The sequence below is a fragment of the Promicromonospora sp. NPDC110617 genome (assembly GCF_055598465.1).
The window spans coordinates 37,194-50,491 of the sequence record NZ_JBVKBM010000007.1 but is presented as its reverse complement, the minus strand read 5'-3'; the positions used below and the strand labels follow the sequence as shown (position 1 = coordinate 50,491).

Genomic DNA, 13,298 nt, shown 5'->3' with positions numbered 1-13,298 from the left:
CAACACCGGAAACTCATCGACGCGCTCGGAACCCAGAAACGAGCGCGAGCATTCGGCGCGGCCCGCATGAACCGGTGGTGAACATCTCCCGAACTCGTGCGATCAGGGCCGCGCTCCCCGGACCCGTCACCAGCGCTTACGACAGAGTTGTCCTGGATTGTGCTGCCCACCGGCACTGGCCAGAACCCGTCTGCCCGGCACCATCGACAACAGAGGATCCCGCGACTCGTGAAGCGTCTGCCCTGGCTCGCGCCGGCCCTGCTCGCGGTCACCCTCGTGGCAACCGCCTGGTACATCGTCCGGGAGTCTCAGGAACCTCCACAGGTCGCGGAGCCCACGACGCTCGTTCTCGCTGCCGGGTCCGAGCTCGACGCGCTCCTCTGCGAGGACGGCGAGGCCGCTCCGGCGCCCGACCCGGACGGCCATCTCGGCTGCGCCGAGGGCCCGAGCGAGTTCGCCAGGGAGCTCACGGCCGCCACCGGCGTGACACTCGAGCCCGACTTCGTCGGCACGCTCGAGGCGGCCGACGAGATCCTGGCTGATCGTTCACGCTTCGACGCCGCCTGGTTCGCGTCCGACCACTACCTGCGTCTCGCGCTCGCGGACCGCGACCTCGGCGGGATCACGTCGTCGGACCCGATCATGCGCTCCCCCGTCGTCCTCGGGGTCCAGGCGTCGGTCGCCGACGGCCTCGGCTGGTCCGACGGCGATGCCGTGTCGTGGTCCGAGATCGCCGATGCCGCCGACACCGCTTCTCTCTCGTTCCTCATGACCAACCCGGCGGCGTCGAACTCCGGACTCGCCACCCTCGTCGGGGCGGCGAGCGCGTTCGGGACCGGCGGCGACCCGGCCTCCGCGGACCTGGCGACCATGAGGAAGTTCTTCGCCGGCCGCGCCGACCAGGCGCCGAGCTCAGGCTGGCTCTCGGACAAGTTCGTCGACGGCGCCGGGCTCTACGGCGGCTTGTTCAACTACGAGTCGGAGCTGCTGGGGCTGCGCAGGGACGGCGCGAACCTCGCGATCATCTACCCCGAGGAAGGCGTCGTCGAGGCAACCTACCCGCTCACGGGCTTGGCGCCCGCGGCCGATCAGGACGAGAGCACGGCCTACGACGTCGTCGCCGAGTACCTCCTGCGCACCGAGGTGCAGGACGAGCTCAGCAGCCTGACGCTGCGCCGCCCCGGCGCGACGGACGTCGATCCGGCGCCGGAGCTCGCGAAGGAGCTGCAGACGGCAGCCGCCGTCGAGGAGGTACCGCTGCCGGACGACCTCGCCGCCCTCGAAGGTCTGCTCACCGCGTACTTCGACGACTACTCGCCCAAGGCCCGCACGGTGTTCCTGCTCGATGTCTCCGGGTCGATGGGCAGTGAGCCCGCCCGGCTCAAGAGCCTCAAGACGGCCTTCGGGGGTCTGACCGGCACCGACACCAGCATCAGCGGGCAGTTCATGCGGTTCCGGACGGGAGAGGAGCTCACCGCGTTCACCTACGACAGCGAGGTGGAGGAGATCGCTGACCTCACTGTCGGGAGCCCTGAGGACCCCGAGCTGGACCGGCTCAACGGCATCGTCCAGTCGCTCGAGGCCGGCGACGGCGACACCCACTACTACGACGCCCTCGACGAGGCCTACAGCACGCTGAAGGAGGACGAGGTCGTGGAGGGCAGGCAGACGTCGGTGGTCATCGTCACCGACGGCTTCTGGAACGGTGGCACCACGTCCGACGCGTTCCGCGCGAACTATGACAGGGACTACGCGGCGCTCGACGTGCCGACGCACGTCGTCCTCGTGGCCGATGCCGCCGGGTGCGAACAGGTCGACAACGACAAGTGCACCACCGTCCACGAGCTGGAGTCGTTCGCCTTCGAGTCCGGCGGGTCGGTCATCAGGTCGGCAGACCCTGCCGACCTGCAGAGACTTTTCAAGGAGATCCGTGCCTACCAGTAACGCCTTGGATCGCGACGCGCCCGCCGGCGGCCGCCTGCGGCGCGCATGGAGCACGACGAGCGCTCACGTCGGCGGCGCGATCGCGGCCCTGTGCGCCGTCGCCGCCCACTTCGTGCCCGAGGGTCTCGGCGACGTCGTGCTCGGCGCCGCCGGGGTCGCCGTGCTGGGGGCAGTCATCGGCGCGGTGATCCAGTCCGCTCCGGAGCCCGAACCACGGCGGGCACGCCCGCTCGGCACCTATCACTACCTCTGCCCGTGGCGCGTGGCCGACCTGCACGCCCAGCTCTTCCACGGGGCGAACATCCAGCAGGTGGTCAAGACGGGGACGCGGGCCGGCCAGAGCTCGGGCGCCGCCATCAAGGTCGCCCGTTCGGAGGCCGCGTTCGGCCGACAGTTCGAGACGTCGCGCGAGTACGAGACCGCCTTCAACCTGAGTCTGGTCAACCAGCTGCAGCAGGCTCGGGAAGCCTTGTCGAGGCGGAGCCTGCTGCACGACCTCGACAACGACGCCGAGCTGCGCTGGTACACACCGCCGACGAAGAGCTCTTCGAACGAGTTCGTGGAGCTGAGTGTCCCCGGTGCCGACGTCGACGGCGCGTTCCGGAGTCATCCGAACGAGACGTGCGACGAGCAGTCTTGTCTCAGCAGGTCCCGGGAGTGCACGGTCGAGGTGTCGGTCCCTGTCGGCCCGCAGGACGCGGACGAGGCTGGGGCACAGCCATGGACGGCGACGATCCAGCTCGGTGCGTGGGGCCGGAGCAAGACCGGCTACTCAGGCATCGAGAAGATGCCGAAGGTCACCGTTCTGGCGGCGGTGCGAGTCGTCGACCGAGATGCTCGATCCCTCACCCTCCGGGCTCTCGCCGTCTCCTCCTGAGCGGCGGCCGGTCACAGCGGTCCCGTCGGCGCGCGCGAGCCGGGGCCGCTCGCGTCCGCTTCCGTCCCTGGTCCCGAAGAAGAAAAAGCAGGTCAGGTGGCATCTCCCCGGTTCAGGGAGCTGTCACCTGACCTCCTCAATCCTCAGACGTTGAACCCCAGCATCCGGAGCTGCTCCTTGCCGTCGTCCGTGATCTTCTCCGGACCCCACGGCGGCATCCAGACCCAGTTCACGCGGAACCCGTCCACGAGGCCCTCGAGCGCCTGGGCGCTCTGGTCCTCGATGACGTCCGTCAGCGGGCAGGCCGCCGACGTGAGCGTCATGTCGATGGTCGCGTGGTTGTTCTGGTCCACCTGGATGCCGTAGATCAGACCCAGGTCCACGACGTTGATGCCCAGCTCGGGGTCGATCACGTCGCGCATGGCCTCCTCGACGTCCACCACGGTGGTGGGCGACGGGCCCACGCCCTCGGCCGGAGCGGCCGGGGCGTCCTGCCCGACGTCGGTGCTTGCCTCAGTCATCGGTCTCTCCTCAGCTCGTGGCCAGCGCGCCGCTGCGCGCCAGCGAGTCCTTGAGCGCCGCCCAGCCGAGCAGCGCGCACTTGATGCGGGCGGGGTACTGCGACACACCCGTGAAGGCGGTCGCGTCGCCGAGGGCGTCCTCGGCGTCGTCGTCGCCCAGGCCCTTGCCGCGGGACGACATCAGGTCGTGGAACAGGCCGTCGAGCCGCGCCACCTCGGCGAGGTCGGCGCCCTCGACGAGCGACGTCATGACGGACACGGACGCCTGCGAGATGGAGCATCCCTGCCCCTCCCACGAGACGCCCGCCACGGAACCCTCCGGCGTGACGTCGACCCGGAGGGTCACCTCGTCACCGCACGTCGGGTTCACCTGGTGCGACTCCCCCGCGAGGTGTCCCTCCACCGAGGCGACGTCGACGAGCCCGCGGCCTACCGGGTGCTTCGCGTGGTCCAGGATCACCTGCTGGTACATCTGCTCGAGCGTGCTCACGACGCTGCCTTTCTAGGTCTCACCGAAGAAATCACTCTGCTCCGAAGAACGCCCGGACCCCTGCCAACGCTTCCCGGAAGGCGACAACTTCTTCGACCGTCGTGTAGACCGACGCCGAGGCGCGCGCCGTGGCGGCCACGCCGAACCGGCGGTGCAGCGGCTGCGCGCAGTGGTGCCCCACCCGCACGGCGATGCCCTTGTCGTCCAGGACCTGCCCGACGTCGTGCGCGTGCACGCCGTCGACCACGAACGAGACCACCGCGAGCCGGTCGGCCGTGTCGAGGGGGCCGATCACCCGGACGCCGGGGATGTCGGCGATCTTGAGCATCTCGACGGCCAGCTCGGTCTCGTGCCGGGCCACGCCCGCCATGCCGAGCTCCCCGAGGTACTCCGCCGCGCAGCCCATGCCGACGGCCTGGGCCACCATCTGGGTGCCGGCCTCGAACCGCTGCGGCGGCGGCGCGTACGTGGTGGACTCCATGGTCACGACCTCGACCATGGACCCGCCGGTGACGGTGGGCGGCATGGCCTCCAGCAGCTCGCGCCGCCCGTACAGGGCGCCGACGCCGGTGGGGCCGAGCATCTTGTGCCCGCTGAACGCGGCGAAGTCGACGCCGAGCTCGTGCAGGTCCACGGGCATGTTCGGCACGGACTGGCACGCGTCGAGGACGGTGAGCGCGCCGACCCGCCGGGCCGCCGCGACGAGCGTGGCGACGGGGGCGATGGCGCCGGTCACGTTCGACACGTGGCCGAAGGCCAGCACCTTGGTGCGCTCCGTGACGATCGAGTCGAGACCCGAGAGGTCGAGCCGGCCGTCGTCCGCCACCGGGATCCAACGCAGGACGGCGCCCGTGCGGGCGCACAGCTCCTGCCACGGCACGAGGTTGGCGTGGTGCTCCGCCTCGGTGACCACGATCTCGTCGCCCGGCGCGAGCCGGAACCGCGCCGCGGCCTCTCCCCCGCGACCCAGGGTCGCGTTGGAGAAGGCGTACGCCACGACGTTGATCGCGGCGGTGGCACCTGGTTGCCAGACGATCTCGCCCTCGTCCGCGCCGACGAACGCGGCCACGGCCGCGCGTGCCTGCTCGAACGCCTCGGTGGCCTCCTCGGCGAGCTGGTGCGCGCCGCGGTGGACCGCCGCGTTGCGCTGCTCGTAGAAGTCCACCTCGGTGTCCAGCACCACCTGGGGTTTCTGGGAGGTGGCGGCGGAGTCCAGGTACACGAGGGGCTGACCACCCCGCACCGTGCGCTCGAGCAGCGGGAAGTCCGCCCGGACTGCGGCGAGCTCGGTGGTAGAGAGCGAGCCGCTCTCCGTAGCCTGCGGCGCCGGGTCGCCCGGTCGCACGGTGGCGGTGGTGGTCATCATGTCCCCTCGAAGTGCCTCAGCGGTCGGTCAGGCCGTGGCCGTCGCGTTCGCGCCGACGTACTTGTCGTAGCCCTCTTCCTCGAGGCGGTCGGCCAGCTCGGAGCCGCCCTCCTCGGCGATCTTGCCGTCGACGAAGACGTGCACGAAGTCGGGCTTGATGTAGCGCAGGATGCGCGTGTAGTGCGTGATGAGCAGAACGCCGACCTCGGTGTTCTCCTTGGCGCGGTTCACGCCCTCCGAGACGATGCGCAGGGCGTCGACGTCGAGGCCGGAATCGGTCTCGTCGAGGATGGCGAAGCGCGGCTTGAAGAGCTCCATCTGGAGGATCTCGTGGCGCTTCTTCTCACCGCCGGAGAAGCCCTCGTTCACGGAGCGCTCGGCGAAGGCCGGGTCCATGCGCAGGTTCTCCATCGCGCCCTTGACCTCCTTGCCCCAGGTACGCAGGGCGGGGGCGGTGCCGTCGATGGCGGTCTTGGCGGTCCGCAGGAAGTTCGCGACGGAGACGCCGGCGACCTCCACCGGGTACTGCATGGCCAGGAAGAGGCCGGCGCGGGCGCGCTGGTCGACGGTCATCTCCAGCAGGTCCTCGCCGTCGAGCGTGACGGTGCCCGAGGTGACGGTGTACTTCGGGTGGCCGGCGAGCGCCGAGGCCAGGGTGGACTTGCCCGAGCCGTTGGGGCCCATGATCGCGTGGGTCTCACCGCTGGCGATCGTCAGGTCGACGCCGCGCAGGATCGGCTTGGGGCCTTCCTTGGTCTCGACGCTGACATGCAGGTCGCGGATCTCGAGGGTGGGCATATCTGTTACTCCAGGGTTGCGAAGTCAGTGGTTCAAGAGTGAGTGGTTCAGGAGACGGGGACGGTCACGTCGATGTCGACGAGCACCTTGTCCCCGTCGAGCGTCACCGGGTAGACGGGCACGGGGCGCACCGCCGGGAGCTGGACGGGCATGCCGGTCCGCAGGTCGAACTGGGAGCCGTGCAGCCAGCACTCCACGAGGCAGCCCTCCACCTCGCCGTCGGACAGCGAGACGGCGCCGTGCGAGCAGACGTCCGAGATGGCGTGGAAGGTGCCGTCGGCGTCGCGGGCCACCGCGACCGCGACCGGGGCGCCGTCGGCGCCGTCGAGCTCCACGAGCATCGCCTCCTCCGGACCCAGGTCGTCGGTCATGCAGGCCAGCTGCGCGGTCATGCGGTCGGAGCCTCGGCGGTCGGCGCCCCGGTGATGACGCTCATCGACTTCTCCAGCTCGGCCTCGATGGAGGCCAGGAGGCGCTCCTCGACCGACGGGACGCCGATCTCGTGGATGAGCTCGGCGAAGAAGCCGCGCACCACGAGGCGACGGGCCTCGATCTCGGGGATGCCGCGGGCCTGGAGGTAGAAGAGCTGCTCGTCGTCGAAGCGGCCGGTGGCGCTGGCGTGGCCGGCCCCGGCGATCTCGCCGGTCTCGATCTCGAGGTTCGGCACCGAGTCCGCGCGCGCGCCGTCCGTGAGGACCAGGTTGCGGTTGAGCTCGTAGGTGTCGGTGTTCTCGGCGTTCGCGCGGATCAGCACGTCGCCCACCCACACCGTGTGCGCGCCGGAGCCCTGCAGGGCGCCCTTGTAGGTCACGCGGGACTTGCACTCCGGCACCGCGTGGTCCACGAAGAGGCGGTGCTCCTGGTGCTGGTCGGTGTCCGCGAAGTACAGGCCCACCATCTCGACGTCACCGCCCTCGGCGGTGAACTCGGCGTCCGGCGTGATGCGCACGACGTCGCCGCCGAACGTGACCACGACGTGCTTGAGCTTGGCGTCGCGGCCGATGCGCGCCCGGTGCGACGAGGCGTGCACGGCACCCTCGGCCCAGTCCTGGACGCTGACGACGGTGAGGTGCGCGCCGTCCTCGACCACGATCTCGACGGTCTCGGAGAGCGAGCCGACGCCGTTGTGGTCGATGACCACGACGGCCTCGGAGTGCCGCTCGGCGCGGACCAGCACGTGGGCGGCGGTCGCGTCGGTCGACACGCCCTCCAGGCGCACGGACGTGACGTCGGAGGCCACGGCCTCGGCCGGGATCGTCACCACGGTGGCCTGCTCGAAGGCGTTCCACGCGGTGACGGCGGTGCGGTCGCCGGGCTTGCCGGCGGTGCCCAGGCGGGCGTCGTCGCGGGCGACGGTCTCCACCTTGACCTCGGGGGCGGCGGTCACCTGGACCGTGACGCCCGCCGAACCCAGGTCGGCCTGGAACAGCGGCTGGAGGCGGTCGGCCGGGGAGAAGCGCCACTCTTCCTCGCGGCCGTTCGGCACGGGGATGTCCTCCAGGGAGAAGGACGTGAGGCGTTCGGCTCGGGAGCCCTGGGGCTTGACGGCGCCGTGGGAGTGGGCGCCGTCGGCAACAGCGCGCGAGTGATCGGTCGTGAGAGTCATGTCAGCCGACGGACCCTTCCATCTGCAGCTCGATGAGGCGGTTGAGCTCGAGTGCGTACTCCATGGGCAGCTCGCGCGCGATGGGCTCGACGAACCCGCGCACGATCATGGCCATGGCCTCGGTCTCCTCCATACCCCGGGACATGAGGTAGAACAGCTGGTCCTCGCTCACCCGCGAGACCGTGGCCTCGTGACCCATGGACACGTCGTCCTCGCGGACGTCCACGTACGGGTAGGTGTCGCTGCGGGAGATCTGGTCCACCAGCAGCGCGTCGCAGAGGACGTTGGACGCGGAGTGGGCGGCGCCCTCGAGCACCTGCACCAGCCCGCGGTACGACGTGCGGCCGCCGCCGCGCGCCACGGACTTGCTGACGATCGACGACGACGTGTTCGGTGCCGCGTGGACCATCTTGGCGCCGGCGTCCTGGTGCTGGCCCTCGCCCGCGAAGGCGATGGACAGCGTCTCGCCGCGGGCGTGCTCGCCCAGCAGGTAGATCGCCGGGTACTTCATGGTGACCTTCGAGCCGATGTTGCCGTCGACCCACTCCATGGTGGCGCCCTCGGCGGCCGTGGCCCGCTTGGTCACCAGGTTGTAGACGTTGTTCGACCAGTTCTGGATCGTCGTGTAACGCACGCGGGCGTTCTTCTTGACGACGATCTCGACGACGGCCGAGTGCAGGGAGTCCGAGGTGTAGATCGGCGCCGTGCAGCCCTCGACGTAGTGCACGTACGAGCCCTCGTCGGCGATGATCAGCGTGCGCTCGAACTGGCCCATGTTCTCGGTGTTGATCCGGAAGTAGGCCTGCAGCGGGATCTCCACGTGCACGCCCGGCGGCACGTAGACGAACGAGCCGCCCGACCAGACGGCCGAGTTCAGCGCGGCGAACTTGTTGTCGCCCGACGGGATGACCGTGCCGAAGTACTCCTGGAACAGCTCCGGGTAGTCGCGCAGGCCGGTGTCGGTGTCGACGAAGATGACGCCCTGCTCCTCCAGGTCCTCGCGGATCTGGTGGTAGACGACCTCGGACTCGTACTGCGCGGCGACACCCGCGACGAGGCGCTGCTTCTCCGCCTCCGGGATGCCGAGCCGGTCGTACGTGGCCTTGATGTCCTCGGGCAGCTCCTCCCAGGACGTGGCCTGCTTCTCCGTGGAGCGCACGAAGTACTTGATCTTGTCGAAGTCGATGCCCGACAGGTCGGAGCCCCAGCTCGGCATCGGCTTCTTGCCGAACAGGCGCAGGGCCTTGAGGCGCTGGTTCAGCATCCACTCGGGCTCGCTCTTGAGCGCCGAGATGTTGCGGACCACGTCCTCGCTCAGGCCGCGCTGCGCGGACATGCCCGCGGCGTCGCTGTCGTGCCAGCCGTACTCGTACTGGCCGATGCTGGCGATGATCTCGTCGTCGGAGCGCTGCTCTGGCGCTTGCGTTTCTGCGCTCATCACTTTCCTTCGGTGGGGGTCGTCGCGGGGAACGTTCGCGGGACGCCTGCGCCTGGCTGGGCAGAGACGTTCACGGGGATGTTGGTCGTGCAAGCATGTGCGCCGCCGGCGATGGTCGCCAGCCGCTGGACGTGCGAGCCCAGCAGCTCGCTGAACGCGCGGGCCTCCTGCTCGCACAGCTCGGGGAACTCCTCGGCCACGTGCTGCACCGGGCAGTGCCCCTGGCAGAGCTGGACCGCGGGCGCCACGACACCGGCCGTGGGGCCGGTCAGCGGTGCCGGCACCGGCCGGACGGAGGCGGCGTAGCCGTCCGCCGACAGGAGCTGGACGAGCTGGGCGGCCCGGCCCTCGGCGTCGGGCGCGGTGAGGTGCGGTGCGTAGCTGCGCGCGACGGCGTCGAACCGCTCCTTGGCGAAGCCCGCCACCGCCTGGCTGCCACCGGTCTCCTTGAGGAACCGCAGCACCTGCCGGGCGATCTCCTGGTAACCGCCCGCCAGCTCGGACTGGCCGCCGCTCGTGACGACGTACCGCCGCGCGGGGCGCCCGCGCCGAGGGGTGCCCGACGGCGTGGCCTCGTGGACGGTGATCTTGCCGTCCTCCTCCAGGAGCGTGAGGTGCCGGCGCACGGCCGGGGCGGTCAGGCCCAGGACGGCGGCCAGCGCGCCCGCCGTGACCGGACCGCGGGAGGCGACGAGCTCGAGCACGCGCCGTCGCGTGGTGCCGTCGGTCTCGTGGCTCGCCGGGTGGCTCACCGCGTGGCCGGCGGACACCTGTGTCGGTGCGCTCATGCTGGTCACCTCCTCCTCCGTCGGTCCGGGGGCAGACCTCACCCGGTGGGCACGCCTTCGTAGGCGCCAATGCTTTTGAGAACATCCTTGTTCCCTAATTCGAGATGCGCAAGGAAGGCGACCCTCAGTTGGGGTCGATCGCGACACATCTCACACGCGAGGTCCACCCCCAGGTCACGCCGGACGACGTCGTCCCCGTGCGGCGCCGCCTACGATTGTGCGGTGCCCCTGTCCGACGCGCCCGCGATCGACCCCGCCCAGGCGGCCACCGCGAGCGCCGCCACAGCCAGCCCCGCCGGTGCCGACCACGAGGTCGCCGTCCAGGTGCGCGGGCTCGTCAAACGCTACGACGGCCGCGCCGTCGTGGACGGCCTGGACCTGACCGCCCGCCGAGGCGCCGTCACCGCCGTCCTGGGGCCCAACGGCGCCGGCAAGACGACGACGATCGAGTGCTGCGAGGGCCTGCGCTCCCCCGACGGCGGCACCGTCCGCGTGCTGGGTCACGACCCCGTGGCCGACGCCCGGGCGCTGCGCCCCCGCGTCGGCGTCATGCTGCAGGACGGCGGGCTGCCCACCGGGGTGCGCGCCCTGGAGCTGCTGCGGCACGTCGCCGCCATGTACGCCACGCCTCGCCCCGTGGACGAGCTCGCCGAACGCCTCGGCCTGCACGGGTTCGCGCGCACCACGGTGCGCCGCCTGTCCGGCGGGCAGCGCCAGCGCGTCGCGCTCGCCGCGGCGGTGGTCGGGCGGCCCGACGTCGTCTTCCTCGACGAGCCCAGCGCCGGCATGGACCCGCAGAGCCGGCGCGCCGTCTGGGACCTGGTGCGCGAGCTGCGCGCCGACGGTGTCGCCATCGTGCTGACCACGCACCTCATGGACGAGGCCGCGGACCTGGCCGACCACGTGCACGTCGTGGACCACGGCCGCGTCATCGCGTCCGGGAGCGTCCGCGACCTGACGTCCGGGAGCGGCGCGGGCCCGAGCTCGATCCGTGTCGAGGCCTCGCCCGGGCTGGACCTCGCGCCGCTCCGCACCGCCCTGCACTCGTTGAGTGCTGGGTATTTGTCGGCCGAACAGCCCGCGACCCCGCAGATACCCAGCACTCGACGAGACGGAGGGTGGGTGGTCGACGAGGGCGAGGCCGGGGTGTACACCGTGACCGGGGCCGTTGACCCGGCGGCCGTCGCCGCCGTCACCGGGTGGCTCGCCGAGCAGGGCGTCCTGGCCCGGTCGGTCACCACCGGCAGCCGCACCCTCGAGGACGTGTTCCTCGACCTCACCGGAAGGCACCTGCGATGAGCGCGCCCACCTCGCGGGTCGAGCCCGCCGCCGCGCCGGTCGCGCGCCGGATCGCCGCCCAGGCGTCGTTCGAGACCCGCGCGATCCTGCGCAACGGCGAGCAGCTCCTCGTCACGATCGTGCTGCCCGTGCTGGTCCTGTTCGCGCTGGTGCGCACGTCGTTCATCGACCTGGACACGCACGGCTTCTCGCGCGTCGACTTCGTGACGCCGGGCGTGCTCGCGCTGGCCGTGATGTCGACGGCGTTCACCTCGCAGGCGATCGCCACCGCGTTCGACCGGCGCAACGGCGTGCTGCGCCTCATGGCCACCACGCCGCTGGGCCGGTCGGGGCTGCTGGCCGGCAAGGTGCTCGGAGTGCTCGCCGTCGAGGTCGTGCAGGTGGTCGTCATCTGCGGCGTCGCGGTGGCGCTGGGCTGGCGGCCGGAGCTGGGCGCGCTGCCCGCCGTCGTCGGCGCCGTGCTGCTCGGGACCGCCGCGTTCACCGCCCTGGCCCTGCTGCTCGCGGGGACCCTGCGCGCCGAGGGCGTGCTGGCCGTGGCCAACCTGGTGCTCGTGCTGCTCACGGTCGGCGGCGGCGTGCTGCTGCCCGCGCAGCAGCTCGCGGGGCCGCTGGCGCACGTGGCGGTGCTGCTCCCGTCGGGCGCGCTGGGCGAGGCGATGCGCGGCGCGCTGCTGTACGGCGCGGTGCCGCCGTTCTCCGTGGTGGTGCTGCTGGCCTGGACCGCGGCACTCGGCGCCGGTGCGGCCCGCCTGTTCCGCTGGCACTGAGCCGGCCGGGAAACTACCTACCACACACGCATACCCGGGCGGTATGACCTTTTCGAGAGGTTGGCGGGTGAAATATGCCCCTTTAGGGTCCACTTCACCTACATTCCCCAGGGAGGCAGCGTGACTTCCACTCACAGCAACCGTCGCCGGCTGATCGTCGGGGCCGGTATCGCGATCGCCCTCGCGGCGGCTCCGGCAGCAGCGGCCGTGGCGTCGGCAGCTCCGGACCAGGCACCCGCAGCAGTCGCTGGCGCACCGATCGAGGACTCGTACATCGTGGTCCTCAAGGACAGCGGTGTCAGCAAGGGCCAGGTCCGCGCCGCGGCCAGCGGCCTGGTGCAGGAGTACGGCGGCGAGGTGCAGCGCTCCTACACCAACGCGGTGCGCGGCTTCTCGGCGTCGATGTCGGCGGCGCAGGCCGAGCGGCTCGAGGCGGACCCGTCCGTCGCGTACGTGGAGCAGAACCGGGTGATGACCGCGACGGACACGCAGTCGCCGGTCCCCTCCTGGGGTCTGGACCGGATCGACCAGGAGGGCCTGCCGCTCGACGACTCGTACACGTACGGGAACTCGGGCTCGGGCGTGACGGCGTACATCGTCGACACCGGCATCCTGACCACCCACGAGGACTTCGGCGGCCGCGCGGTCAGCGGCACCGACACCGTGGACAACGACGACGACGCCACCGACTGCGCGGGCCACGGCACGCACGTCGCGGGCACCGTGGGCGGCTCGTCCTACGGCGTCGCCAAGGACGTCTCGCTCGTCGCGGTCCGCGTGCTGGACTGCGGCGGTTCCGGGACCTACGACGGCGTCATCGCCGGCATCGACTGGGTGACGGCCGACCACGAGGCCGGGGAGCCGGCCGTGGCCAACATGTCGCTCGGCGGCGGCTTCTCGCAGGCCGTGAACGACGCCGTGTCCGAGGCCGTCGCGGACGGGGTCACCTTCGCCCTGGCCGCCGGCAATGACTACGCCGCCGACGCCTGCGACGGCTCGCCGGGCTCCACGCCGGAGGCCCTCACGGTGGGCGCCACCGAGGACACGGACGCCCGTGCCGTGTACTCCAACATCGGCACCTGCGTGGACATCTTCGCGCCCGGTACCGACATCACGTCGGCCTGGTACACCGGCGACACCGCCACGAACACCATCAGCGGTACCTCGATGGCCACGCCGCACGTCGCGGGCGCCGCGGCGCTCGTGCTGGGCGGCAACCCGGCCGCGACGCCAGCCGAGGTCGGCGACGCCCTGACCGGTGCGGCCGTGCCGGACGTCGTGTCCGACCCGGGCACGGGCTCGCCGAACCTGCTGCTGAACGTCAGCGGGCTCTGACGGTTACTCCTCTTCGTCAGCGGTACGTGTCAGACGCTCAGGTCACCCCGGTGACCTGAGCGTCTG

General features: G+C 71.2%; 13 protein-coding genes. 5 read left to right on the top strand and 8 right to left on the bottom strand.

Features of this window, described 5'->3' with window-relative positions; genetic code table 11:
• Positions 1 to 228 precede the first annotated feature (228 nt).
• On the top strand, positions 229 to 1,944 hold the full coding sequence (locus ACZ7LE_RS26820) for a VWA domain-containing protein (RefSeq protein WP_470406258.1): 1,716 nt from the start codon (positions 229 to 231) through the stop codon (positions 1,942 to 1,944).
• Positions 1,931 to 2,821, top strand: a complete 891-nt coding sequence (locus tag ACZ7LE_RS26815) for a hypothetical protein (protein ID WP_470406257.1) — start codon at positions 1,931 to 1,933, stop codon at positions 2,819 to 2,821. Before ACZ7LE_RS26820 ends, ACZ7LE_RS26815 begins: the two co-directional genes overlap by 14 nt.
• Positions 2,822 to 2,964: 143 nt before the next feature.
• Here ACZ7LE_RS26815 and ACZ7LE_RS26810 read toward each other — a convergent pair whose 3' ends face one another.
• Genes ACZ7LE_RS26810 through ACZ7LE_RS26775 form a run of 8 tightly spaced genes read right to left on the bottom strand, consistent with a single transcriptional unit; the run spans position 2,965 to position 9,828 of the window.
• Entirely contained in the window at positions 2,965 to 3,342 is a 378-nt protein-coding gene (locus ACZ7LE_RS26810) for a metal-sulfur cluster assembly factor (protein WP_020012947.1), read from the bottom strand.
• Positions 3,343 to 3,352: 10 nt separating this feature from the next.
• The gene (gene sufU, locus ACZ7LE_RS26805) at positions 3,353 to 3,832 is read right to left on the bottom strand and encodes a Fe-S cluster assembly sulfur transfer protein SufU (RefSeq protein WP_377236855.1); all 480 of its coding nucleotides are present in this window, start codon (positions 3,830 to 3,832) and stop codon (positions 3,353 to 3,355) included.
• Positions 3,833 to 3,863: 31 nt separating this feature from the next.
• A complete protein-coding gene (locus ACZ7LE_RS26800; RefSeq protein WP_470406256.1) occupies positions 3,864 to 5,198 on the bottom strand; it encodes a cysteine desulfurase in 1,335 nt (444 codons plus the stop codon).
• Positions 5,199 to 5,225: 27 nt separating this feature from the next.
• Complete coding sequence (gene sufC / locus ACZ7LE_RS26795) at positions 5,226 to 5,996, bottom strand: Fe-S cluster assembly ATPase SufC (RefSeq protein ID WP_470406255.1); 771 nt, start codon at positions 5,994 to 5,996, stop codon at positions 5,226 to 5,228.
• 47 nt (positions 5,997 to 6,043) lie between these two features.
• The gene (locus ACZ7LE_RS26790; RefSeq protein ID WP_470406254.1) at positions 6,044 to 6,388 is read right to left on the bottom strand and encodes a non-heme iron oxygenase ferredoxin subunit; all 345 of its coding nucleotides are present in this window, start codon (positions 6,386 to 6,388) and stop codon (positions 6,044 to 6,046) included.
• On the bottom strand, positions 6,385 to 7,602 hold the full coding sequence (gene sufD / locus ACZ7LE_RS26785; RefSeq protein ID WP_470406253.1) for a Fe-S cluster assembly protein SufD: 1,218 nt from the start codon (positions 7,600 to 7,602) through the stop codon (positions 6,385 to 6,387). Before sufD ends, ACZ7LE_RS26790 begins: the two co-directional genes overlap by 4 nt.
• Before the next feature lies 1 nt (position 7,603).
• A complete protein-coding gene (sufB, locus tag ACZ7LE_RS26780) occupies positions 7,604 to 9,040 on the bottom strand; it encodes a Fe-S cluster assembly protein SufB (protein ID WP_470406252.1) in 1,437 nt (478 codons plus the stop codon).
• Positions 9,040 to 9,828, bottom strand: a complete 789-nt coding sequence (locus ACZ7LE_RS26775; protein ID WP_470406251.1) for a helix-turn-helix transcriptional regulator — start codon at positions 9,826 to 9,828, stop codon at positions 9,040 to 9,042. The genes sufB and ACZ7LE_RS26775 overlap by 1 nt, the downstream gene beginning before the upstream one ends.
• A 222-nt stretch (positions 9,829 to 10,050) precedes the next feature.
• Here ACZ7LE_RS26775 and ACZ7LE_RS26770 point away from each other — a divergent pair, with 222 nt between their 5' ends.
• From ACZ7LE_RS26770 to ACZ7LE_RS26760, 3 genes are all read left to right on the top strand, one after another.
• On the top strand, positions 10,051 to 11,127 hold the full coding sequence (locus ACZ7LE_RS26770; RefSeq protein ID WP_470406250.1) for an ABC transporter ATP-binding protein: 1,077 nt from the start codon (positions 10,051 to 10,053) through the stop codon (positions 11,125 to 11,127).
• Positions 11,124 to 11,897, top strand: a complete 774-nt coding sequence (locus ACZ7LE_RS26765) for an ABC transporter permease (RefSeq protein WP_470406249.1) — start codon at positions 11,124 to 11,126, stop codon at positions 11,895 to 11,897. The genes ACZ7LE_RS26770 and ACZ7LE_RS26765 overlap by 4 nt, the downstream gene beginning before the upstream one ends.
• Before the next feature lie 120 nt (positions 11,898 to 12,017).
• On the top strand, positions 12,018 to 13,232 hold the full coding sequence (locus tag ACZ7LE_RS26760; protein WP_470406248.1) for a S8 family peptidase: 1,215 nt from the start codon (positions 12,018 to 12,020) through the stop codon (positions 13,230 to 13,232).
• Positions 13,233 to 13,298 lie beyond the last annotated feature (66 nt).